Here is a 23,507-nt window from a genome sequence, read left to right as displayed (position 1 = left end):
GCCTGTGTCCAGCTTGCTCGTCCGGAGCCCCGTCGTCAAGCGGGCACAGGCCCTCCGCGTGTCCTCACCCGCCTCACGGCGACTCCAGGAGCACGGTGTTCGACGGCACCAGCTCGACCTCGATGCCGCGGATGTCGACCCCGGCCTGCTGGAGGGCGTTCCGCAGCGTCCCCGTGTCCGGAGCCGGCTCGGGGCCCGAGACGCGGAGGGTGGTCGCGTCGAGATCCGAGGACACCTCCAGCACCTGCCACTCGGTCCCCTCCAGCCACTCGGACGCGATGTCGTTCACGGTGCTCTCGCGCAGCGCGCGGGCGCTGGTGTCCACGGTGCTCGCGCTGAGCGGGATGCCGACCAGGAGCAGCATCCCGGCGACGACGAGCGCCGCGCGCCGCTGACTCACCCCGCCGCCCTCCGGGCCCCGGGACTCCGAGGCGATCCGGTGGAATCCGCAGGCGGTCATGAGCGCGATGCCGGTGGCGAGGATCGCCGCCACGTTGGTGATGAAGAGCAGCAGGGCGCCGAGCGCCTCGCCGTAGGCGTGCGCCTCGAGGGTGATCCCGACGACGCTCAGCGGGGGGACCAGCGAGATCGCGATCGCGACTCCCGGAAGCGTGTCGGAGATGTCCCGCCGGATCAGGGCGATCGACCCCACCACGCCCGTGCCGAGAGCTGCGACCAGATCGATGAGTCGCGGATGGACACGGCCGCTGACCTGGGAGTTCGTGGCCGCGACGATGTCGACGGCGACCGTGAGGGCGAGCAGGTAGCCGATGGCGACGACCGTGAGGGCGGCGGTGAGCACCAGGGCCGCGCAGCGGATCAGCTGGGTGCGGTCGCCGAGCACGGTGGAGATCATCGCGCCCTGGATCGGCAGCATCATCGGGGCGACGATCATGGCGCCGATGACGGTCGCGGTGGAGTCGCCGATCACGCCTGCCGCGGCGATCACCGAGGACAGCACGAGCAGGATCCAGAAGCGGCTGAGGCGGCGACCCCGATCGGGTCCCTCGAAGAGCACGGCGTCGCGCATGGCGGCCGCCCGGGCGAGATCGGGAACGCGGGTGCGGGCCATGGTGCCTCCGTCCGTGCGGGCGGACGATCCGCTCAGGTGGAGTCTATGACACCGCTCACATCCGACGACCAGGCTCCGATCATGCTCGCGCCCCTCATCGGAGACCTGCTTCCGCTGGCTGTGGGCCTGAGGGTCTCCCCGATGCTCAGGAGGCGGGCAGGACGTCCACGACGAGCTCGCTGAGCGCGCCGGTGAAGCGGAACGGCACGTCGTACTCGCGGACCACGGGGGTGCCGGTGTCCTCGCCGACGTCGAAGGTCTCGTCGGCGGAGACGCGCACCGGAATGGTCTCGTCGATGCGCCCCGAGGCGATCTCCCGGTCGTCGACGGAGAGGGTCGCGGTGCCGCCGGCGCCGGGTGCGCCGCCATCCCATGCGAAGTCCAGCACCAGACGGTGGCGGCCGGGTGCCAGCGGCTCCTCCGCCCGGACGACGTACTTGTGCTCGGGGTAGTGGGAGCGCGCGTAGGCGAACGTGGGCCGCCCGTCCAGGAGGTACAGCGCGTTCCCGCCGAACCAGCCTCCCTGGCACATCAGCATGCCCTCCGCGCCGCCCTCGGGGACCGTGAGGTCCGCGGTGATGCGGTAGGAGGTGTTCTTCATCTGCGGCGCCATCGCCTCGGTGATCCGCGAGACGCCGGGGTAGTAGACGTAGTGGGTGCGTCCGACGTTGTGGGGCGGGCGGTTCTCGGGGGCGAGGCGCTCGATGTAGCGGTCGTCCAGGGGCAGCACCTGGTTGGCGCGCGCCTCGGCGAGGAACAGCTGCCGCATCTCCTCGAGCTTCTCCGGGTGCTCGGCGGCGACGTCCCTGGACTGGGTGAAATCGGTGGTGAGGTCGTAGAGCTCCCATTCGTACTCGTCGAAGGGATCCGCCGTGGACTCGCCGGTGCCCACCCAGGGGAGCCGCTTGGGAGCCGTGTTGGCCATCCATCCCTCGTGGTAGATGCCCTGGTTCGCGATCACCTCGAAGTACTGGGTGGTGTGGGACTCGGGGGCGTCCGGGGCGTCGAAGAAGGGCATCATGCTGGTGCCGTTCAGCGGCACCTGCTCGATCCCGTCGATGGTGTCCGGCATCGGGATCCCGGCGGCCTCCAGGATCGTCGGCACGATGTCGGTGACGTGGGTGAACTGGCTGCGCAGCCCGCCCGTGTCGTGGATCCGCGCGGGCCACGAGACGACCGCGGAGGTGCGCGACCCGCCCAGGTGGGAGGCGATCTTCTTGTCCCACTGGTAGGGGGAGTTCATGGCGTGCGCCCACCCGTGGGAGAAGTGGTTCTGCAGCCACATCCCGCCGAACTCGTCGATGTTCTCGATCATGTACTCCTCGGTGTCCACGACGTCGTTCGCGAGCACGCCGATCTCGCTCGTGAAGCCGTGGCCGGTGGGGTCCTCGGCGCTGGAGCCGTTGTCGCCCTGGATATAGATGATCAGCGTGTTCTCGAGCTCGCCGAGCTGCTCGACGGCGTCGACCACCCGGCCCACCTGATGATCGGCGTGGGACAGCGCCGCCGCGTAGCACTCCATCTGACGGGCGCACACGCGCTGCATGTCCTCGGAGAGGTCGTCCCATCGGCGGTAGTGGTCCGGGGTCGGGTTCAGCACCGAGTCCTCGGGGATGATGCCGAGCTCCTTCTGGCGCTCGAAGGTCCGTCGGCGCTGCTCGTCCCAGCCGTGGTCGAACTGTCCCCGGAACTTCTCCCGCCACTCGGCCGGGGCGTGATGGGGCACGTGGGCGGTGCCCGGGGTGTAGTAGGCGAAGAACGGCTTGTCCGGGTTCACGGCCTTCTGCCGCCGGATCCAGGTGATCGCCCTGTCCGCGAGATCGGCGTCGAGGTGGTAGTCCTCGTCGTCGAGATAGGGCTCGACCGGCTGGGTGCCCTCGTGGACGGCGGGGCGGAACTGGTGGGCGTCCGCGCCGAGGAAGCCGTAGAAGTACTCGAATCCCAGGCCGGAGGGCCACAGGTCGAAGGGGCCCGCCGGGGTGGTCAGCCAGTCGGGGACGTTGTGGTTCTTGCCGAACCAGCCGGTGCCGTAGCCGTTGCGGGTGAGGATCTCGCCGATCGTGCCGCAGGACCGGGAGACGATCGAGTGGTAGCCGGCGAACGGCGTGGAGAACTCCATGATGATGCCGGTCGAGGCGACATGGTGGTTGCGGCCGGTGATCAGCGCCGCGCGGGTGGGGGAGCACAGCGCCGTGGTGTGGAAGCGGTTGTACTTCAGGCCCTGCTCCGCGAGCCGCGAGTAGGTGGGGGTGGGTATCGGGCCGCCGAACGGCTCGGTCGCGCCGAAGCCGACGTCGTCGGTCATCACCAGCAGGACGTTCGGGGCGCCGGCCGGGGCGGCGACCTCCTGGGGCCACTGGGGCGGATCGGAGTCGCGCACGGTGCGCTCCACTCGTCCCTGCCGGAGGAGCGGCGGAATCGGGAGGTTCGTGCGGTCCGGCCAGGCAGGAGTTCGATCGGTGCTCATGAGGACGTTATATCGGCATTATGATCTGGAGCACAATGGCGAGCGCTGTGTCCGCGGGGTCGCGACCGGACGGCGCGGCGGCCCCGACGGCACCGCTCTCCACGCCCCGCGGCCCGATGCCTCGCCCGGGGCGACGACGTGCGAGGCTCGAGCATCGTCCGCGGGGCGTGGGAGACTGCGGTGATGGACAGCGCCGCCCCGTCCGCCCCCGCACTCCACCAGAGCTACGCCGAGGCCGTGCCCGAGCTGTCGGTGCCCTGGCGCGCCGAGGCGCCACCGCGGCCCGAGATCGCCTGGCTGAACGAGGAGCTCGCCGTGGAGCTCGGGTACGACCCGGCCCGGCTGCGCACCGCCGATGGGATCGCCCTGCTGACGGGCCAGATCGAGGGCACCACCGCCCAGGCGTACGCCGGCCACCAGTTCGGCAGCGCGAACCCGCAGCTCGGCGACGGCCGCGCCGTGCTGCTGGGCGATCTCGTCGACACCCACGGCCGGCGCCGCGACCTGCACCTCAAGGGGGCCGGCCGCACCCCCTTCGCCCGCGGCGGCGACGGGAAGGCGCCGCTGGGCCCGATGCTGCGCGAGGCCGTGATCGGGGAGTGGCTGCACGCCTGCGGCGTCCCCACCACCCGCGCGCTCGCCGTGCTCACCACCGGGGAGCAGATCGCCCCGCGCCAGGGCGTCACGCCGGAGCCGGGGGCGCTGCTGGTGCGGGTGGCCGCGAGCCACCTGCGGGTGGGCACCGCCGAGTACGCGGCCTGGCACCATGACCCCGGGGTCTCCCGGGCGCTGCTCGAGCACTCGATCGTGCGCCACCACCCGTCGGCCGGTTCCGCGCTCGAGCTGCTGGAGGCGGTCTCCCGCGCTCAGGCCCAGCTCGTGGCGCAGTGGATGGTGCTCGGCTTCGTGCACGGCGTGATGAACACCGACAACATGGCGCTCTCGGGCGAGGGCATCGACTACGGCCCCTGCGCCGTGCTCGACGTGCACCGCCAGGACGCCGTGTTCAGCTCCATCGACCACGCCGGCCGCTACGCCTACGGCCGCCAGCCCGGCATCGCCCTGTGGAACCTCTCCCGCTATGCCGAGGCGCTGCTGCCGGTGGTGGACGCCGGCTCGCCGGATGCCGCGGTGGAGCAGGCCACGGCCGTGCTCGAGCAGTACGAGGGCTGGTTCGCGCAGGCCTACGCGGGCGAGCTCGCGCGGGTGCTGGGGGTCGAGGGGGAGCAGGGCGAGGTGCTCGCCCTCGGCCAGGAGCTGTTCACCCTCCTCGAGGCCGCGGGGGCGGATCACACCCTCTCCCTCCGGGCCCTCTCGGAGGGGCGCGCCGACGAGCTGCCGCCCGGGCACGAGGACTGGGTGCGCCGCTGGGAGAGGATGCGTTCGCCGACGGCCGACGGGGCGGGGCCGACCGCCCCGCTGTACGTGCCGCGCAACGTCGCCCTCGACGGGGCGCTGCGCGCCGCCCACCTGGGCGACCTGGGGCCCGTGCACGAGCTGCTGGGCGCGGTGCGCGAGCCGCTGCGCCGCCGGGACGGCCTCGCGCACCTCGAAGGGCCCGGGGAGGGCGGCGAGCAGTTCCTGACCTTCTGCGGCACCTGAGGCGTCCACTCGGTCGGGAGCGCCCCGCGCCGCGGTGGTACGGTCGCCGCACGGACGACCCGACGTGAGGAGGCCCGTGATGGCGAATGCCCTTGAAGGCCGCACGATCCTGATCCTGACCAGCAACTTCGGCACCGAGACCGACGAGATCCGCCACCCGCTCGACGCGCTGCGCGAGGCGGGCGCGGAGGTGATCGTGGCCGCCCCCGAGGAGGGGACGGTCCTCACCCTGGAGCGCGACCGCGAGCGCGGCGCCGACGTCCCGGTGGACACCACGCTCGACACCGTCGATCCCGCGGGCGTCGACGCCCTGGTGCTGCCCGGCGGCACGCTGAACGCGGACACCCTGCGGACCGACGAGACCGCTCAGCGGCTCGTCCGCGCCGTCGCCGCGGCGGGTCGGCCCGTCGCGGCGATCTGCCACGCGCCGTGGCTGCTCGTGGAGACGGGTCTGGCGGAGGGGAGCGTGCTGACCTCGGTCCCCGGCATCCGCACCGACATGGTCAACGCCGGCGCCGAGTGGCTCGACCGGGAGGTGGTGGTCGACGACCACGCCGGCTACCGTCTCCTCACCTCCCGCACCCCGGACGACCTCGACGCCTTCACCGGCGCGATCATCGAGGCCCTGACATCTCCCGCCCCAGGAGGAGCATCATGACCGAGAGCATCGACCCCCGCGACCCCGCACTGCCGGAGGACCCGCCCAGCATCGACGACGCCCTCGAGGCGGACCGCGTCGAGGCGGAGGGCGAGATCCCCCGCGCCGCCGACGGCGTCGGCGTCGACGCGGACCTCGAGCGCGGCGGCGACGATGCCGCGGCGGCCGAGCAGGGCAACCGCGACGGGGACGCGATGGAGGCCGACGACGAGGACCGCGAGGTGGAGGAGATCCTCCGCGAGGATCCGGGGAGCGCCGAGCCGATGCTCTGAGCCGGAGAGCTCGAGAAGGCGCTGACCTGCGACCCTGGACGTGACGAACATCATAGTGAATGCTCGGTATCAGAGCCTGTGCAGGCTCTGCCCACCTTTCCCCGACCCACGGAGGGCCTCATGGACTTCCTCTCGAGCGTCAACTGGGCGGAGTTGGGACTGAAGGTCCTCTCCGCCGTCGTCATCCTGGTGATCACCGCGATCCTCGCCGCCGTCGTCAAAGGTGCGGTCGCCCGGCTCACCGCCAAGATCCCCGCCCTGCAGCGTCCCGGTGTGGACGGCAGGGGCCTCGGCACCTCGATCGGCAGCATCGCCTCGATGATCGTGTGGCTCCTGGGCCTGATCATCGTGCTGGGCATCTTCCAGCTCTCCCAGGTGCTCTCGCCGGTGGTGGTGATGCTCGAGCAGGCGCTCGGGTACCTCCCTAACATCATCGGCGCGGTGTTCGTGTTCGTGATCGGCCTGACGATCGCGAAGATCGTGCGCGCCATGATCCAGACCTTCCTGAACACGGTGGACTTCGGCAAGCTCCTGGGCACGGCGCAGTCCGGCCTGGACAAGGCCACCGGCGGCGTCACCACGGCCCCGTCGGCCGGCGGGGACGCCCCCGCGCAGGAGGCCTCCGCAGGCGGTGGCTCGTCGGCCCCCTCGAAGGTGCCGGAGATCCTCTCCCAGGTGGTCTTCGCGCTGATCATGATCGTGGTCTCGATCGCCGCGCTGCAGATCCTGGGCATCGCCTCGATCTCCGAGCCGGCCTCCTCGATGCTCACCGCGGTGTTCACCGCGATCCCGAACATCGTCGCCGCCGTGGTGCTGGTGGGGATCGGCGTGCTGATCGCCCGCTTCGTCTCTGGCCTGATCAAGCCGCTGCTGGAGAGCTCTGGCATCGACTCCTGGCTCACGAAGCAGGACATCCTCCCGCAGGGCTCCTCCGTGACGCCCACGGTGCTGCGCGTGGTGGAGATCGCCGTGGTGCTGTTCTTCGCGGTGATGGGCGCCCAGGTGCTGGGCTTCGCGCAGATCACCGCGATCCTCAGCGAGATCCTCGCCCTCGGCGGCAACGTGCTGTTCGGCGGCGTGATCATCGCGGCCGGCTTCCTGCTGGCCTCGATCGTGGGCAAGATCCTCTCCGGCACCGCCTCCACGGTGGTGCGCTGGGCGATCATCATCCTGTTCACGGCCATGGGCCTGCAGTCGATGGGCGTGGCCGATTCCATCATCGAGATGGCCTTCGGCGCCCTCGTGATCGGCGCCGCCGCGGCCGCGGTGCTCGCCTTCGGCCTGGGCGGCCGGGATGCCGCCGCCCGTCAGCTGGCGAAGTTCGAGTCCTCCTCGAAGAGTGGACCCGCCCCGTCGGCCGACGGCGGTGCCCCCGTGCCCCCGCGCCCGGAGTCCCAGGGCTGATCGACGTGCTGCGAGGTACGAGCGGCAGGAGATCAGCCGAGAAGATACAGGGCTGATCGACTGGCACTGAGCGATCCCCCGATGCCGCCCCGTCCCGGGCGGGGTCGGGGGATCGTCGTGTCGGTCAGGCCAGGGCGTCGAGGATCCGCGCGTCGACGGCGCGGCGGGAGCGCAGGTGCGCGGCGTCGTCGTAGGAGAAGGTCGAGTAGGTGAGGGTGCCGCCCTCGTCGATGAGGGAGAGCGCGGCCTCCCGGCCTGCGAGCTCGGCGAGCCAGGTCAGGGCGCGGTGGTCGGCCATGCCGTGCGCGAACACCCGGTGGCGCAGGGAGGGCCAGGGCGTGCCGTCGGGGCCGGGGTACACGGCGAAGGCGTCCCCGCCGAAGAAGGGCCCGCCCGCGCAGGTGTCCTCGAAGGGGTCGATCGGGTGCAGCGCGAACTGCGCCCACCAGAAGTTGTAGCCCCAGTGCAGGAAGCCGGGCGCCTCGAAGGCGAACAGCTGCCGGCCCAGCACCCGGTTGCGCACCGAGGGCAGGGCGATGAAGCGGTTGGCCACGTCCCGGTTCTGGGACACGCAGTAGTACACCCAGGGGCGTCGGCCCGCGGCGAGGAACTCGGCCACGTGGTCGGTGGCGACGATCGGGGTCTCCACCACGCCCTGCTCGGCGAAGCGCAGCGAGCTCAGCGCGTCGACCACCTGCGCACCGTCGAGCAAGTCTGCCACCTGGGCCTTCGCGGCGCTGTAGGAGGCGAGATGGTCCTCGTGCGGCTCGTCGGAGATGTGCCACAGCACCTGGCCGTCCCAGTGCGCGTCCAGATGCGCGCGCAGCGCGGGGATCATCGCCTCGAGCAGGCGGCGGTACTCGGGCGAGGTCGCGGGGACGTGCCAGCCGAAGCGGTGCTCGGTCCCACTCTCCGTCTCCACCAGGATCGCCGGGGTGCTGCGTGCGCCCCACTGGGTGAACAGGTGCGCGATCTCGATCCCGGTGAAGCCCAGGCGTCGGCAGATCTCGAGCCAGCGGTCCAGGCGCGTGAGGTCGAAGGAGTACTCGCCCTCGTGCTCCCGGATCCCGATGAGCTGCACGAACGGGCGGGTGCGCCCCTCGGCGGTGTCCAGCGGCGGGGTCCAGGCGGGGGTGAGGACGCTGGTCACGTCCATCTCCCGGGCGGAGGCGAGGAACGCCTCGACGAGCTCCCAGTGCCGGTCGGAGAACACCTCGACGTCGTAGTGGGTGGAGAGGCTGTCGGCGTGGAACCAGTGGGTGTTGGTGAGCGTCAGCGGCGGCAGGCGGTGCGGGTGGATCCGCACCCGGGCCGTCTGCCGGGCGCGCACGTGCCCGCCGGCACCGGTGAGGGTGATCGTGAGGTCGTGGTCGCCGGCCTCGGCCTCCGCGGTGGCGCGGACGTCGATCCACAGCGCCTCCCAGCGGCCGGGCCGCAGCAGCACCGTCTCCTCGGCGAGCGGCTCGAGCAGGTCCGGGTACTCGCCGGGCGCGGTGACCAGGTAGTGCGGGTCGGGATCCTCCGGGGCGGGATGGGAGACAGGCACGCGGCGCACCGCGTGCACCTGCGCGAAGGGGGCGGCGGAGCCGCTGAGCTGCACCCGGGTCTCGCCGGACGGTTCGCCGTCGTCGTACCGGAGGGCGAGCTGCAGCGCGAGCGGCTCGTCGAGGAACCCGGAGGCGTGGACGCCGTCGATCACCTCGGCCGCGCGAGGCGTCTCCTCGCCGAGGACCTTCTCCAGGGGATCGGTGAGCACGGACTGCACGGGAACTCCTCGTCGAGCACGGGGTGATGGCCGTCGCCATCCTGTCACGGGCGGTCCCGGCACGGGCGGCGCGAATAATCCGTTGCCCTCCGCGGCGGGCGGTCCTACGGTGGAGGCACACAGGGAAGGAGGTGATCCGAGAAGTGATTTCTTTTTGGACTCGTGAGGTGGCTCGCCGCTGAGGCGACCATCGACCTGACCCGCACCGCGGGCCATCAGATCGACGGACGCGCAGCGAATACCACCGAGCTGCCGGGACCCCCAGGGGTCGGACCTCGTCCTTCCGACCAGCGCACCGCGCGACCTGGGGGTCTTCCCCTGCCCGCAGCACTGTCCTGCCCGGAGCGCAGCCCTGCCCGCGGCACCGCCGGGAGCGATAGCCTGCCGGGATGACGAGCACCCCGCAGTACGGTCCCGTGGAGCTGATCTCCGAGCGCATCGACGAGCACGCCGTGGTGCGCCCGGGCACCGGGGAGGGCCGCCCGCTGGTGCTGCTCCTGCACGGCCTGGGCAGCGACGAGCGCGACCTCGCCGGGCTCGCCGCCTTCCTGCCGCCGGAGTTCGAGTACGTCTCCCTGCGCGGCATCTTCCGCTACGTGCAGGGCTACGCCTGGTTCGCGATGCCCACGGACCCGGCCCGGCCCGAGATGCTCGACCCCGCCGCCGGCGCCGTCGCGGAGTGGATCGCGCAGCAGCGCGCCGACGGCGCCGAGGTGGCCGGCGCGATCGGCTTCTCCCAGGGCGGGCTGCTGGCCCTGCACCTGCTGCGCCGGGATGAGGCGCTGCTGGACTTCGCGGTGAACCTCTCCGGCTGGCCGTTCCCCGCACCGCTGCCCGGCGACCCGGCGCTCGCCGCACGGCGCCCCCCGGTGCTGTGGGGCCACGGCGGCCTCGACCCGCACTACGACGAGGAGAGGGAGCAGCAGGTGCGGGACTTCCTCACCGCCCACACCCGCCTCGAGGAGGAGCGCCGCCCCGCGCTCGGACACGCGGTGGACGAGGTGGAGCTGCGGGCCGTGGCGGCGTTCCTGCGGCGCCGGGCCGAGGAGCGGACTGCTCCCTGAGCCGTCGTGCACATCCGCTCCCGTGTCCAGGATGTGCGCTGTAGGATCCCCTCAGTCCTCGCCGACGGTCGGTGAGGCCATGAGGAGCACCAGGAGATCATGAGCGCCGCCAGCGACGCCCCCAGTGACAGTCCCAGGCCTTCGGGCCTGCACTCACTCACCATCCACGGGGGGATCCGTCCATGGACCTGATCGGTCCCCTCGTCTCGCTCGCGATCGGGCTCCTGCTCGTCGCCGCCTGCGGCGGATTCGTCGCCGCCGAGTTCTCCCTCATCACCGTCAACCGCAACGACGTCGAAGCCGCCGCGGAGTCCGGTGACAAGCGCGCCGGCGGCGTGCTGCAGGGGATGAAGACGCTCTCCACGCAGCTCTCCGGGGCGCAGCTCGGGATCACCGTGACGAACCTGGGCATCGGCTTCCTCGCCGAGCCCGCGATCGCCGCGCTCGTCGGGCCGCCGCTGGTGGACGCCGGGCTCAGCGAGGTCGCGGCCCGCTCCGCCTCCGTCGCGCTGGCGCTGGTGCTCGCCACCGGCACCACGATGATCTTCGGCGAGCTGGTCCCCAAGAACATGGCGATCGCGCAGCCGCTGCGCACCGCCAAGCTGGTGGTGGGCTTCCAGCGCCTGTTCACGAAGGCGTTCGGCCTGCCGATCCGTCTGTTCAACGGCAACGCCAACGCGGTGGTGCGCGCCCTCGGCGTGGAGCCGCAGGAGGAGCTCGGCTCCGCCCGCAGCGCCGACGAGCTCGCCGTGCTGGTCAAGCGCTCGGCGGATGAGGGTGCGCTCGCCGAGGAGACCGCCTCGCTGGTGCAGCGCACCCTCGCCTTCGGCGATCGTCGCGCCCATGACGCGATGGTGCCGCGCGGCCGCATGGACTCCCTCGAGGTCGACCAGTCCGTCGCGGATCTGCTCGAGCTGGCCCGGGAGACCGGCCACTCGCGCTTCCCGGTGCTGGACGACGAGAACGAGATCGCGGGCGTGGCCCACATCCGCCACGGCCTCGCGATCCCCTTCGCCGAGCGTCCCACCACCCGGGTCGATGCGGTGATGGGCACCGCCACCTTCGTGCCGGACACCGTCCCGCTCGACGACCTGATGGACACCCTCCGCGCCGGCGGTCTGCAGATGGCCGTGGTGGTGGACGAGTTCGGCGACCACGCCGGGCTCATCACTCTGGAGGACCTCGTCGAGGAGATCGTGGGCGAGGTGCGCGACGAGCACGACGAGGAGATGGACGACACCCCCGAGCCCGACGGCTCCTGGGACCTCGATGCGCGCATGCGCCCCGACGAGGCCGCCGAGCGGCTCGGCGTCACCGTCCCCGAGCACGAGGACTACGACACGCTGGGCGGCCTGGTCACGATGGAGCTGGGGCGCCTGGCGGAGGTGGGCGACGAAATCGTCGTGGACACCGATCCGGCCCCCGGCGAGCAGCCGGCACGGCTGCGGATCGAAGTCACCGAGATCGACGGCATGCGGATCGAGACCGTGCACGTGAAGGTGGAGCCCGCCCCCGGTGACGAAGACGCGCAGGGCGAGGACGAGGAGGAGCAGCGATGAGCGACTATGTGGGCCTGCTGGCCACCCTGATCCTGCTGCTGCTCAACGCGTTCTTCGTGGGCGCGGAGTTCTCCCTGATCTCCGCGCGGCGCTCGGTGATCGAGCCGAAGGCGCTCCAGGGGAACTGGGCCGCGAAGGTCACGATCTCCGCGATGGAGCAGGTCTCGCTGATGATGGCCGGCGCGCAGATGGGCATCACTGTGTGCTCCCTGGCGCTCGGCGCGATCAGCGAGCCGGCGATCGCGCACCTGCTGGAGGGGCCTTTCGAGGCGATCGGCGTGCCCGCCGCCCTCACCCACCCGATCAGCTTCGTGATCGCGCTGTCCCTGGTCACCTACCTCCACGTCGTCTTCGGCGAGATGGTGCCCAAGAACATCGCGCTCGCCGGCCCGGAGCGGATGGCGCTGATCCTCGCCCCGATGCTGATGGGCGTGGTGACCGTGGTCCGGCCCGTGCTGTGGCTGCTCAACTCCATCGGCAACCTGGTGCTGCGCATGATGGGCATCGAGCCGAAGGACGAGGTGACCAGCGCCTTCACCCGCAACGAGGTGGCGGCGATGGTGAGCGAGTCCCGCGAGGGCGGGCTGCTGGAGGACAACGACGAGGCGCTCCTGCTGGGGGCGCTCCGCTTCGAGGCCCGCAGCGTCGCCAACCTGGTGATCCCGCTGGACGCGGTCTCCACCCTGCCCGAGGGCGCCACCGCCGCGCAGGCCGAGGCCGCCGCGGTGGAGGGCTACTCCCGGTTCCCGGTGCGCGCCGCGGACGGGTCCCTCACCGGCTACGTGCACATCAAGGACCTGCTGGATTCGGTGCAGGAGCACCGTGACCGGCCGATCCCGGCCGCGCGCATCCGCACGCTGCCCCGCATCGGGGGCGACCAGCCGCTGCGCGACGCGCTGGCGGAGATGCAGGATTCCGGCGCGCACCTGGGTGCCGCGGTGGATCCCTCCGGCGCCGTGATCGGCATCGTCACCCTGGAGGACATGCTCGAGGAGCTCGTGGGACAGATCCGCGACGACTCGCGCGTGGCCGCCTGAGGCGCGCCGTCCGTCACGACGGAGGCATCAGCTCCGTCGAGGAAGCCCGCTGGCGGGCGCTGCCGATAGGCGGCGCCCGCCAGCGTGGTCCCTGCGCATTCGCGCACGGGTGAACGCCCACCTCGCCGCCCTCGTGCAGCGCCGGGGTGAGGCCGGACACCTTCGGCGGTGATGCTCCGCGCCGCCCTCGCCTCCGGTTACGGTGAGCCCAGCACATCGACGTGTCCCCGGCCTCGCTGCCGGGCCCATCGCAAGGGGCGCTGAATGAACGCATCGCTGCCGATCCCGCCGCCGCTGCCGGCCGCCTCGGGCGGCGACGGGCGCGTGGCGGCGAAGGCTCCCCGCAGCGGCGACGGTCCGCTCACCGCGGCGGACGCGGTGCCCGTCTTCTTCATCTCCGACTCCACCGGCATCAGCGCCGAGACCATGGGCAACGCCCTGCTGCTGCAGTTCCCCTCGGTGCCCTTCGAGCGGCGGCTGATCCCCTTCGTGCGCACCGTCGAGGAGGCCCGGGGGGTGCGGGCGGATCTCGATGCGGCGATGGACGGCGAGGTGGCCCCTCTGGTGTTCCTCACCGTCGTGGACGAGGCGGTGCGGGAGGTGCTGCTGGGCACCCGCGCCCCGGTGATCGACTTCGTGAGCAGCCACCTCGCGCAGCTCGAGGCCCGCCTGGGCGTGACCGGCGACCACGCCCCCGCGCGGCTGCACGGCGTGGGCGACTCCCGCCGCTACAACCGCCGCATGCAGGCGGTGGAGTTCGCGATCGAGCACGACGACGGCCAGTCCGTGCGCGCGATCGAGAAGGCGGACGTCATCCTCATCGCCCCGTCCCGCTGCGGCAAGACCCCCACCAGCATGTACCTCGCGCTGATGCACGGCATCTTCGTGGCGAACTATCCGCTGGTGGACGAGGACCTCGCCGGGGAGGTGCTGCCCGGCTCGATCGCCGGCGTGGCGGATCGCTGCTTCGGGCTGCTCACCTCGCCGCAGCGGCTCTCCGCCGTGCGCGGGGAGCGCCGCTCCGGCTCCCGCTACGCCTCCCTGGAGCAGACCCGCTGGGAGCTGTCCCGTGCCCGGCGCGTCTACGACGTGCACGGCATCCCCTTCGTCGACTCCTCGAGCAAGTCCGTCGAGGAGATGTCCACCCTGATCCTGCAATCCCTCGAGCGTCGCGGGACCACCCCGCGATGAGCACCCCACGTTGAAGGAGCACGCCATGACCCAGAGCATCCGCCCGTTCTCCGAGCTCGGCATGACGGATCTCGAGCAGGTGGGAGGCAAGAACGCCTCCCTCGGCGAGATGGTCTCGAACCTGACCCGGCTGGGGGTGCAGGTGCCGGACGGCTTCGCCACCACCGCGGACGCGTACCGGGAGTTCCTCGGCGCGACCGGCCTGGCCGAACGCATCGACGCCCGGCTGCAGGGCCTGGACACCGAGGACACGGTCGCGCTCGCCGAGGCGGGCAGGGAGATCCGCGAGCTGGTGATCGCACAGCCGTTCCCGGAGCACCTGGAGTCGGACATCCGCGCCGCCTACGAGGAGCTCGCCGCGGGCTCCGGCGCCGAGGCCTCCTTCGCGGTGCGCTCCTCCGCCACCGCGGAGGATCTGCCCGACGCCTCCTTCGCCGGCCAGCAGGAGACCTTCCTCAACGTGCGCGGCATCGAGGCGGTGCTCACCGCGATCCGGGAGGTGTTCGCCTCGCTGTACAACGACCGGGCGATCGCCTACCGGGTCCACCACGACTTCGAGCACGCCGCGGTGGCGCTCAGCGCGGGCGTGCAGAAGATGGTGCGCTCGGATCTGGTCTCCTCCGGGGTGATGTTCACGGTGGACACCGAGTCCGGCTTCGACCGGGCCGTGTTCATCACCTCCGCGTACGGGCTCGGGGAGGGCGTGGTGCAGGGTGCGGTGAACCCGGACGAGTTCTACGTGTACAAGCCGGGCCTGCGCGAGGGGCGCCCCGCCATCCTCAAGCGCGCGGTGGGGGAGAAGGCCACCAAGATGGTCTACACCGAGGATCGCGCCGTGGGCCGCACCACCGAGTTCGTGCCCGTCGACCCGGCGGAGCGGGCGCGGCTGTCCCTCACCGATCAGCAGGTCACGGATCTGGCGGCGCAGGCGCTGATCATCGAGGAGCACTACGGGCGGCCGATGGACATCGAGTGGGGGCTGGACGGCGCCGACGGCGGGCTGTACATCCTCCAGGCCCGCCCGGAGACGGTGCAGTCCCGCGCGGGGAACACGGTGGAGAAGTACCTGCTGGCCGAGCGCGGGCCGGTGCGGGCCGAGGGCCGTGCGATCGGCGCGCGGATCGGTGCGGGCCCGGTGCGGGTGCTCGAGGACATCGCGGACATGCACCGGTTCCAGCCCGGCGAGGTGCTGGTGGCGGACATGACCGACCCGGACTGGGAGCCGATCATGAAGCGCGCGAGCGCGATCGTCACCAACCGCGGCGGCCGCACCTGCCACGCCGCGATCATCGCCCGCGAGCTGGGGATCCCGGCCGTGGTGGGCACCGGGGACGCCACCGAGACGCTGCGGGACGGGGAGGAGGTCACCGTCTCCGCCGCCGAGGGGGACACCGGCCTCGTGTACGAGGGGCTGCTGGACTTCACCGTCTCCTCCTCAGAGGTCGATTCGATGCCGTCGCTGCCGGTGAAGATCATGATGAACGTGGGCAACCCGGAGCAGGCGTTCTCCTTCTCCCGCCTGCCGCACGCGGGGGTGGGCCTGGCCCGCCTCGAGTTCATCGTGAACCGTCAGATCGGGATCCATCCCCGGGCGCTGCTCGAGCCGGAGCGGCTGGATGCGCAGACCGCCGCGCAGGTGCAGGAGCGGATCGCCGCCTACGACTCCCCGCGCGAGTTCTTCGTGCGCCGGGTCGCCGAGGGCGTGGCGACCATCGCCGCGGCCTTCGCGCCCGAGCCGGTGATCGTGCGGATGAGCGACTTCAAGTCCAACGAGTACGCGAACCTGCTGGCCGGGTCGCTGTTCGAGCCGCACGAGGAGAACCCGATGATCGGCTACCGCGGTGCCTCGCGGTACCTCTCGGAGGACTTCGCCGAGTGCTTCGCGATGGAGTGCGAGGCGCTGCGGTACGTGCGGGAGGAGATGGGGCTGAGCAATGTGAAGCTCATGATCCCCTTCGTGCGCACCCCCGCGGAGGGCAAGGGCGTGATCGAGCTGCTCGCCGAGCACGGTCTGGTGCGCGGCGAGAACGGGCTCGAGGTGATCATGATGTGCGAGATCCCCTCCAACGCCGCTACCCCGGAGCTGTTCCTCGAGCACTTCGACGGCTTCTCCATCGGCTCGAACGACATGACCCAGCTGACTCTGGGCCTGGACCGGGACTCGGCCCTGGTGGCCGATGCCTTCGACGAGCGGGACCCGGCGGTGACGTTCATGCTCTCCCGCGCGATCGAGGCGTGCCGCGCGGCGGGCAAGTACGTGGGGATCTGTGGGCAGGGCCCCAGCGACCACCCTGATCTCGCCGAGTGGCTGCTCGCGCAGGGCATCGCCTCGATGTCCCTGAACCCGGACACCGTCGTGGACACCTGGCTGCGACTCGCGCAGAAGAGCTGAGAGCCTCGTCGGCCGCGGCTCAGCGGCCGACGAGCTCCCCGGCCTCGGCGACGATCCGGCCGCCGGCGACGACGAGTTCGCGGCGCGGGGCCCGCAGCAGCGCATCGGGCAGGTTCTCCGCGTCCACGAGCACCACGTCACCGCGCGAGCCGGGCGCGAGATTGTGCTGGTCACGGCCCACGAAACGGGCGGAGTCGCGGGTGATCAGGTGCAGTGCGGAAGCGATCTCCTCGTCATGGCGCAGTCCCTGAATCTGCGCGAAGTTCAGCGCGATCCGCAGCATGTCGCCGTCGCCGTAGGGGGACCACAGGTCGCGGATCCCGTCGGTGCCGAGGCCGAGGCCCACGCCGTGCGCGCGCATCGCTCGCCACGGCACCCGGCCGCGGTTCAGCGGGGCGACGGAGGTCCACGAGATCCCGGCCTCCCCGAGCGCGGCGAGCAGCTCCTCGGCCTGGGATCCTGTGACGTCGTGGAGAGCGAAGCCGTGGGAGACGTTCACCCGGCCCTGCAGGCCGGCGCGCACGGTCCGCTCGATGAGCAGCTCGAGCTGGAAGACGCCCAGGGAGCCGCCGTCGTGCAGGTGGATGTCCAGCTCCGCCCCGCGCCGCTCGGCGATGTCCACGAGCGCGTCGAGCTGGCCCACGGGGTCGCGGTCGATGCCGGCCGGGTCCAGGCCGCCGATCGCGTCGGCCCCCTCCGCCGCGGCGCGATCCAGCAGGTCCAGCACGCCGGGCCGGCGCAGCACCCCGTCCTGCGGGAACGCGACGATCCGCACCTCGAGCGCACCGCCGAGCCGCTCCGCCGCCGCACGCACCGAGGCGATGCCGTCCAGGCCCACGCCGAGGTCCACGTCGACGTGGGTGCGCGTCGCGGTGGTGCCGTGGCGGAGGAACTCCTCCATCACCCGCACGGTCGAGTCCTCGCTGGGGATCCCCAGCGCCCCGCGCTCGGCGCGCTCGTGCGCGATGCGGCCCTGCGTGGTCGCCTCCCCGCCGTAGGACACCCAGGGCTTGCCCCACCAGGACTTGTCCACGTGGGCGTGGGTGTTGAGCAGGCCCGGCAGGGCGAGCAGGCCGCGCGCGTCGACTCTCCGCGCGCCGTCCGGCGCGGGCAGGTCGGTGCCGAGGGCGGTGATGACCCCGTCCTCGATGAGCAGGTCGGCGGGGGCGCCGCCCCAGGGGCGCAGCGAGGTCAGCAGCAGTGCGGTCATGGCGGCACGCTATCGCGGCCCCGCACCGCTGCCGGTCAGGACGCCGCCCGTGCGGACGGCCGGGCTCAGGCCCGGTCCTCGTCCTCCATGATCGGCATCTCCCCGGTGCGGGTGGCGTGGCTGCCGCCGCTAGGCTGGGAGGTGACGGTGGTGAGCACGAAGGCGCAGTCCTCGAGCGCCTCCACCGCGTGCCGGAAGTGGGTGAGGGCCTCGAGGTCCCCGGCGCGCAGCTCCGCCACCTCCTGCCCCGTCACGCGCAGGCTCCCGCGCACCACCTGGATCGACGCGGCGGGCGGGGAGTTGTGCTCGGGCAGGCGCACGCCGCGGCTCAGCGCGATGATCGTCTGCCGCAGCGGGCCGTCGCTCACCACGATCTCGGCGTGGCGGCCGTTCTCGGCGGTGCGGGCCTGGTTCATGGCCTGGGTGATCGCATCAGGCAGGGCAGGCATGGGGTCCTCCTCCTCGGGAGCGGCGTCGGTCCCTTCCCAGTATCGCCCCCGGGGTCGCGGATCCGCTGACGAATGGCGGGAACTGCTGGGAGGACACGCGTCATTGCGGATCATTGCGGCCTCAAGTATGGCGGAATACTTCCGGTAACGGTAGTATTCTGCCACGTTGTCGGTCGAGGAGTTCGCGAGGCTCTCGGGGATCTCGCCCCGAGCTGTACGGCACCGTGCCGCGTCCGGCGCACTCCGCGCTCGAAAAGTGGGCGGCCGCTGGGTGATCGACGCGGAACCCGGGCGGGCACGACGCAGTGCGGGCCGAAGGCTCAGTGCGAAGTCCTTCGACCTCCTCGCCAGATACGTCGACGGCGAGCGCCAGGACCTTGACCCCGACCAGCGCCGTCGTGCGAAGGAACGCCTGCGCATCATCCGTGAGCACGGCATCGCACAGGTGGGGCGTTATGCGGAGCGGCCGGATCTCCGCATCGAGCGGTTCCGAGCCTCGCCGGAGGATGTCGCGGAACTCAGATCGCGGAGCGATCTCGCGTTGACCGGAATCTCCCACCCATCGGCCGAGGTCTACGGAGACGTCGTGGACGCCTACGTCTCTCCGGCGGTGAGAGACGAGCTCGAGCTCTTCCACCTGCTCATCCCTGCCGACGAGGGGGAGGCCAACGTGGTGCTGCGAGTGCAGGATCCGCCGCCGGTTGTGCGCACCTTGCACGTGATCGCCGACCTGCACGATGACCCGAGCTCGCGGAGCCGCACCGAAGCCCAGAGACTCCTCGCCAGAGTTCTGGAGCGTGCTGAATGAGTCCCGAACCGATCGCTCGGCTCACGATCCATGACCGCACTGCGATGCGGTTCAGGTGACTGCTCGTGTGGGGTGACGCGGACCTGCGTCAGCCCTTCGCGAGCCCCGCGGCGGCCTCCTTGGCGAGGTCGAGCATGGTGCGCTCGCCGATGTCGAGGGCGCGGGCCGCGGCGGCGACGTCGCGGAACTCGGGCTCTCGGCGCACCACCGCCCCGTCGGCATCGCGAGCGATCTTCACGGCGATGCGCTGACCGCGCACCTCGACCTCGGCGAACTCGCGGGTGCGGATCACCCGCTCCACCCGGTACCGGCGCACACCCAGGGTGCCGGTGCGGTCCATGAGCAGCGCGGAGATCGCGTCCTCGGAGCCCTCGCGGACCAGGGCGTGGACGGTGACGGCGGGGCGGCCGTGCTTCATCGAGATCGGCACGAGCCAGGCATCCAGCGCCCCCGCCTCGAGCAGCTCCTCGAGCACGCGCGGCCACAGACGCGGGTCGAGGTCGTCCACGTTCGCCTCGAGCTGGAGGGCGGCGGTGGGGGTCGCGTGCGCGTCGGCCGGGTGGTTGTTCGCCGGCAGCTCGTTCGCTGCGAGGGCGCTGGGCGCGGACTCCGTCGTGGTGGTGCCCGCGGCGTCGGCGGGCGGCGTGGCCGCGTACGGGCGGCCGACGAGGACCCGGACCACGTTCGGCCGGCCCGGGGTGTCCTTGGTGCCGGCGCCCACGCCGAGCGCCTCGACGGTCATCATCGGCTGCGGGCCGGCCGTCGCGGCGAGACCGCGCAGCAGCGCGACGCCCGTGGGGGTGGCGAGCTCGCCGATCCCGGGCGCGACCCCGGCGGGAACCCGCCGACCCCCGTGCTCGTGCGGACCCCCCTGGGCGTGCGCGGGCAGGGTCGCGTCCGAGTCCGGGACGGGGGACGGGTCATGGAGGTGTCGGTGGTCGTGGGAGTGGTCGTGGCGATGAGAGTCGCCGTGCCCGTGCCCGTGCCCGTGCCCGTGCCCGTGCCCGTGCCCGTGGCTGTGGCCGTGCTCGTCCCCGTGGCTGTGCGGGTGCCCGTGCCCGCGCGGCGGCAGGATCTCCCCGGCGACCGTCGGCCAGCCGAGCGCGAGCCGCGTCACCGCCGGGACCGGCACGGGGATGTCGCCGTGCGCGGCGCGGATCCGGCCGGAGCCGACGGCGAGCACGCTGCCGGTCGCGGCCTCGATCCCGAGCTGCCGCCATGCCTCGCACGCCCCGATCACGTCGGCCAGCGAGTCCAACGCCCCCACCTCGTGGAAGTGGACCTCGTCGGCCGGGACCCCGTGGGTCGCGCCCTCCGCGTCGGCGAGACGGCCGAACACCGCCAGCGCCAGGTCGAGCGTGCACCCGGGGACGTCGCCCCGGCCCCGCGCCTGCTCGAGCATCGCCCGGATCGAGGCCCAGGTGCGGTGCGGCGGGTCCTCCACCAGCACCTCCACGTCGACCTTCACCGCCCGCTGCCCGCCGCGGTCCACGTCCTCGCGCACGAAGCGCACGGAGCCCGGCACCAGCGCGTCGAGCACGGCCTGCACGCCGGCGAGATCCGCCCCGGCATCGATCAGGGCCGCCAGCAGCATGTCCCCGGCGATCCCCGCGGTCGCGTCGATGTGGGCGGTGCGAGCGGCGATGACATCCATGACCGGAGCGTATCGGGCATCATGCTGCGGTGACCTCCAGTTCCCTCGCGGTGCCACGCGCCCGGCTCGACGACCTCGTCACCGGTGAGGTGCTGCAGTTCGAGCGCTTCACGCGCGAGATCCGCGCCGAGCGGCCCGAGGAGGTGCGCCCCGCGCTTGCCGAGATCGAGCAGGCCGTCGCCGCGGGCTCCTGGGCGGTGGTGATGCTCGCCTACGAGGCCGCCGCCGGGCTCGACCCGCAGGCGCAGACGCACCCCGGCGACGGGAGCGTGCCGCTGGCGTGGGCAGGGATCGCCGAGGGCCCCGACCCGCATCCCGCCCCGCTCACCCCCGCCGGCGGCTACGCGCTCGAGCCCTGGCTCCCCGACTGGGCCCGCGCCGAGCACGCCGACCGCATCGCCGCCGTCCGCGCCGCGATCGCCGAGGGGAACACTTACCAGACGAACCTCACCACCCGCCTGCGCTCGCAGCTCACCGGCGATCCGTACGGGCTGTACGGGGACCTCGCCCGCCGCCAGCGCGGCGCCCACCACGCCTACCTCGACCTGGGCGACGCCGTGATCGTCAGCGCGAGCCCCGAGACCTTCCTGACCTGGGACGGCGAAGAGGTCACCACCGCCCCCATGAAGGGCACCGCCGTGCGCACCGGCGACCCCGCCCGCGACCGCGCCGCCCGGGAGGCGCTGGTGGGCGGGGAGAAGGACCGCGCCGAGAACGTCATGATCGTGGACCTGCTGCGCAACGACCTCGCCCGCATCAGCGAGCCAGGCAGCGTCCAGGTCACCGAGCTGCTCGGTGTGGAGGAGTACCCGACCGTGCTCCAGCTGGTCTCGCGCCTGCGCGCCCGCACCCGGCCCGGCACCGGGCTGGTGGATGTGCTCGCGGCGATGTTCCCGTGCGGGTCCATCACCGGCGCCCCGAAGCTGTCCACGATGGAGCTGATCACCCGCCTCGAGGACTCCCCGCGCGGCGTGTACTGCGGCGCGATCGGTGTGGTGGCCCCCGGTGACAGGCCCCGGGCGCGCTTCTCCGTCGCGATCCGCACCGTGGTGCTGGATCGGGCCGACGGCACCGCCGTCTACGGTGCCGGAGGCGGCATCACCTGGGGGTCCACGGCCGACGGTGAGTACGACGAGCTCCTCGCGAAGGCCGCCGTGCTGCCGGTGGGGGAGCGCGAGCCCTTCGCGCTGCTGGAGACGATCGCCGTGCATGAGGGGCACGCCCGGCACCTCGAGCACCACCTGCGCCGGCTGCGGGCCTCGGCCGCGCACTTCCGGATCGTGGTGGACGAGGAGTCGCTCACCGCGGCGCTGGCAGATCTCGCCTCCCTGGACGGTGCCCAGCTCGTGCGGCTGCGACTGCGCCGGGACGGCAGCTGCGCCGCGGAGCCGCGCCCGCTCACCGCCGCGCCGGAGCCGGTGCTCCTCGCCGTCGACGACCAGCTCACCGACATCCCCACCGAGCTCAGCGCGCACAAGACCACCGTGCGCGACCACTTCGACGCGGCGCGCGCCCGCCACCCGCAGGCCGACGACGTGATCCTCCGCGGCGTCCACGGGCGGCTGGTGGAGACCACCATCGCGTCCCTGGCTCTGCGCCTGGACGGCACCTGGTGCACGCCGCCGCTGGCCGACGGCTGCCTGGACGGGGTGGGGCGACGACTCGCGCGCGAGGACGGGACGCTCGTGGAGCGAGAGCTCACCGTGGCGGACCTGCACCGGGCCGAGGAGATCGCGCTGCTCAGCTCCGCCCGCGGGTGGCGACGGGCCGTGCTCGCGGCGGACTAGATCAGGCCGCGGTCCGGAGCAGGGACCGCTGCCGGTAGGCCGCGGCATACGGGCGGGTACGCCTGCTCAGCAGCACCCACCGCCCTCCTTCCCGCTGCCTTCCTGCACGAGCGCGGAGACCGGCTGCGCGCACGCCTCCCCGCGCCAGGCCTCCACTCCCTCGCGCACCGCGAAGACGGCGATGATCAGGGCAGCGACCGGATCTGCCCAGGACCAGCCCAGCAGGCTGTTGGCCACCAGCCCCATCAGCACCGCGGCGGAGAGGTACGCGCAGATCAGCGTCTGCTTCGAGTCGGCGACCGCGCTCGCGGAGCCGAGCTCGCGGCCGGTGCGCCGCTCGAACAGCGAGAAGGCGGGCATCAGCACCACGCTCACGGCCGCCAGGGCGATGCCCACGGAAGAATGCTCCGCCGCGCCGGTGCCGAGAAGGGAGCGCAGCGCATCGACCGTGACGACGAGGGCGAGGGCGAAGAAGGCCACCGCGATCACCGGCAGGGCGATCCGCTCGCGCCGCTGCGGGTCGGGCCCGGCGAACTGCCAGGCCACCGCCGCGGCGGAGAGCACCTCCACGATCGAGTCCAGACCGAAGCCGATCAGCGCGGAGGAAGACGCTGCACGCCCTGCGGCCAGCGCGATCACCGCTTCGATGACGTTGTAGGTGATGGTCGCGGCGACCACCCAGCGGATCCGGCGCTGCAGGATGTGCCGACGGGCAGGCGTGAGGGCGGTGTGGGACGTGCTCATGCGCAGCGGCACTCCGCGCCGGTGCAGCAGTCGGGGTCGACCACGAGCGCGAGCTCCACGAGGCCCGAGAGGGCATCGGCCACCTGCGGGTCGGCGAGCCGGTACCAGGTGTGCCGCCCCTCCCGCACTCCCTCGACCAGCCCGCAGCCGCGCAGGCAGGCGAGATGGTTCGACATCGTCTGCCGGGAGACGCCGAGGGCGTCGGCAAGATCCGAGGGGAGCCCGGGGGCCTCCCGCAGTGCGAGCAGGGCGCGCGCCCGCGTCGCATCGGAGAGCGCATGGCCCAGCCGGGCCAGCGACGCGGTATGGCTCAGGGTGACGGTCTCGTGCATGCCCCGATAGTACAGCGAGCGATGTACTGTCTGGCGGTGG

At 72.3% G+C, this 23,507-nt stretch carries 19 protein-coding genes; 11 read left to right on the top strand and 8 right to left on the bottom strand.

The window, feature by feature from the left end:
* Window positions 1–73: 73 nt before the first annotated feature.
* Together DWV08_RS13795 and DWV08_RS13790 are read right to left on the bottom strand one after the other, a co-directional pair.
* Entirely contained in the window at window positions 74–1,072 is a 999-nt protein-coding gene (locus tag DWV08_RS13795) for a DUF389 domain-containing protein (RefSeq protein ID WP_206516722.1), read from the bottom strand.
* 145 nt (window positions 1,073–1,217) lie between these two features.
* Window positions 1,218–3,539, bottom strand: a complete 2,322-nt coding sequence (locus tag DWV08_RS13790) for an arylsulfatase (RefSeq protein WP_115414327.1) — start codon at window positions 3,537–3,539, stop codon at window positions 1,218–1,220.
* A 183-nt stretch (window positions 3,540–3,722) separates the two neighbouring features.
* On the opposite strand from DWV08_RS13790, the gene DWV08_RS13785 reads away from it, so the two are divergent.
* The 4 genes from DWV08_RS13785 to DWV08_RS13770 all read left to right on the top strand — a co-directional run bounded on the left by DWV08_RS13785 (window position 3,723) and on the right by DWV08_RS13770 (window position 7,475).
* Entirely contained in the window at window positions 3,723–5,141 is a 1,419-nt protein-coding gene (locus DWV08_RS13785; protein ID WP_115414326.1) for a protein adenylyltransferase SelO family protein, read from the top strand.
* Between the two features lie 79 nt (window positions 5,142–5,220).
* Window positions 5,221–5,799, top strand: coding sequence for a type 1 glutamine amidotransferase domain-containing protein (locus DWV08_RS13780; protein ID WP_115414325.1), 579 nt, complete (start codon window positions 5,221–5,223; stop codon window positions 5,797–5,799).
* The gene (locus DWV08_RS13775) at window positions 5,796–6,071 is read left to right on the top strand and encodes a hypothetical protein (protein ID WP_115414324.1); all 276 of its coding nucleotides are present in this window, start codon (window positions 5,796–5,798) and stop codon (window positions 6,069–6,071) included. Before DWV08_RS13780 ends, DWV08_RS13775 begins: the two co-directional genes overlap by 4 nt.
* Before the next feature lie 120 nt (window positions 6,072–6,191).
* Window positions 6,192–7,475 (top strand): mechanosensitive ion channel, encoded by a 1,284-nt coding sequence (locus DWV08_RS13770; RefSeq protein WP_115414323.1) that lies wholly within the window; start codon window positions 6,192–6,194, stop codon window positions 7,473–7,475.
* Window positions 7,476–7,599: 124 nt separating this feature from the next.
* Here DWV08_RS13770 and DWV08_RS13765 read toward each other — a convergent pair whose 3' ends face one another.
* On the bottom strand, window positions 7,600–9,240 hold the full coding sequence (locus DWV08_RS13765; protein WP_115414322.1) for a glycoside hydrolase domain-containing protein: 1,641 nt from the start codon (window positions 9,238–9,240) through the stop codon (window positions 7,600–7,602).
* A gap of 389 nt (window positions 9,241–9,629) precedes the next feature.
* Between DWV08_RS13765 and DWV08_RS13760 the strand changes: the two genes are divergently transcribed.
* The 5 genes from DWV08_RS13760 (at window position 9,630) to ppsA (ending at window position 16,483) form a co-directional block, all read left to right on the top strand.
* Entirely contained in the window at window positions 9,630–10,304 is a 675-nt protein-coding gene (locus tag DWV08_RS13760; protein ID WP_115414321.1) for an alpha/beta hydrolase, read from the top strand.
* A 182-nt stretch (window positions 10,305–10,486) separates the two neighbouring features.
* On the top strand, window positions 10,487–11,863 hold the full coding sequence (locus DWV08_RS13755; RefSeq protein WP_115414320.1) for a hemolysin family protein: 1,377 nt from the start codon (window positions 10,487–10,489) through the stop codon (window positions 11,861–11,863).
* A complete protein-coding gene (locus DWV08_RS13750) occupies window positions 11,860–12,900 on the top strand; it encodes a hemolysin family protein (RefSeq protein WP_115414319.1) in 1,041 nt (346 codons plus the stop codon). The genes DWV08_RS13755 and DWV08_RS13750 overlap by 4 nt, the downstream gene beginning before the upstream one ends.
* A 264-nt stretch (window positions 12,901–13,164) precedes the next feature.
* The gene (locus tag DWV08_RS13745; RefSeq protein WP_115414318.1) at window positions 13,165–14,091 is read left to right on the top strand and encodes a pyruvate, water dikinase regulatory protein; all 927 of its coding nucleotides are present in this window, start codon (window positions 13,165–13,167) and stop codon (window positions 14,089–14,091) included.
* Between the two features lie 25 nt (window positions 14,092–14,116).
* Window positions 14,117–16,483 (top strand): phosphoenolpyruvate synthase, encoded by a 2,367-nt coding sequence (gene ppsA, locus DWV08_RS13740; RefSeq protein ID WP_115414317.1) that lies wholly within the window; start codon window positions 14,117–14,119, stop codon window positions 16,481–16,483.
* A gap of 19 nt (window positions 16,484–16,502) precedes the next feature.
* Here the strand turns inward: ppsA and DWV08_RS13735 are convergent, their stop codons facing one another.
* Together DWV08_RS13735 and DWV08_RS13730 are read right to left on the bottom strand one after the other, a co-directional pair.
* Complete coding sequence (locus tag DWV08_RS13735) at window positions 16,503–17,693, bottom strand: amidohydrolase (protein ID WP_115414316.1); 1,191 nt, start codon at window positions 17,691–17,693, stop codon at window positions 16,503–16,505.
* A 65-nt stretch (window positions 17,694–17,758) separates the two neighbouring features.
* Window positions 17,759–18,142, bottom strand: a complete 384-nt coding sequence (locus DWV08_RS13730; RefSeq protein ID WP_115414315.1) for a cupin domain-containing protein — start codon at window positions 18,140–18,142, stop codon at window positions 17,759–17,761.
* A gap of 166 nt (window positions 18,143–18,308) precedes the next feature.
* Between DWV08_RS13730 and DWV08_RS13725 the strand changes: the two genes are divergently transcribed.
* Complete coding sequence (locus tag DWV08_RS13725) at window positions 18,309–18,950, top strand: helix-turn-helix domain-containing protein (protein ID WP_127097486.1); 642 nt, start codon at window positions 18,309–18,311, stop codon at window positions 18,948–18,950.
* Window positions 18,951–19,038: 88 nt separating this feature from the next.
* On the opposite strand, the gene larC is transcribed toward DWV08_RS13725, so the two are convergent.
* The gene (gene larC, locus DWV08_RS13720; RefSeq protein ID WP_115414313.1) at window positions 19,039–20,604 is read right to left on the bottom strand and encodes a nickel pincer cofactor biosynthesis protein LarC; all 1,566 of its coding nucleotides are present in this window, start codon (window positions 20,602–20,604) and stop codon (window positions 19,039–19,041) included.
* Between the two features lie 29 nt (window positions 20,605–20,633).
* Here larC and pabB point away from each other — a divergent pair, with 29 nt between their 5' ends.
* Complete coding sequence (gene pabB / locus DWV08_RS13715) at window positions 20,634–22,391, top strand: aminodeoxychorismate synthase component I (RefSeq protein WP_115414312.1); 1,758 nt, start codon at window positions 20,634–20,636, stop codon at window positions 22,389–22,391.
* Window positions 22,392–22,457: 66 nt separating this feature from the next.
* Here pabB and DWV08_RS13710 read toward each other — a convergent pair whose 3' ends face one another.
* Window positions 22,458–23,135 carry a cation efflux transmembrane domain-containing protein gene (locus DWV08_RS13710; protein ID WP_115414311.1) on the bottom strand — a complete coding sequence of 226 codons (678 nt, stop codon included), beginning with the start codon at window positions 23,133–23,135 and terminating at the stop codon, window positions 22,458–22,460.
* The gene (locus DWV08_RS13705; RefSeq protein ID WP_115414310.1) at window positions 23,132–23,467 is read right to left on the bottom strand and encodes an ArsR/SmtB family transcription factor; all 336 of its coding nucleotides are present in this window, start codon (window positions 23,465–23,467) and stop codon (window positions 23,132–23,134) included. Before DWV08_RS13705 ends, DWV08_RS13710 begins: the two co-directional genes overlap by 4 nt.
* Window positions 23,468–23,507: the final 40 nt, after the last annotated feature.

Source organism: Brachybacterium saurashtrense (assembly GCF_003355475.1).
Lineage (GTDB): Bacteria > Actinomycetota > Actinomycetes > Actinomycetales > Dermabacteraceae > Brachybacterium > Brachybacterium saurashtrense.
The sequence above is the reverse complement of the archived record's forward strand: the minus strand, read 5'-3'. Positions and strand labels throughout refer to the sequence as shown.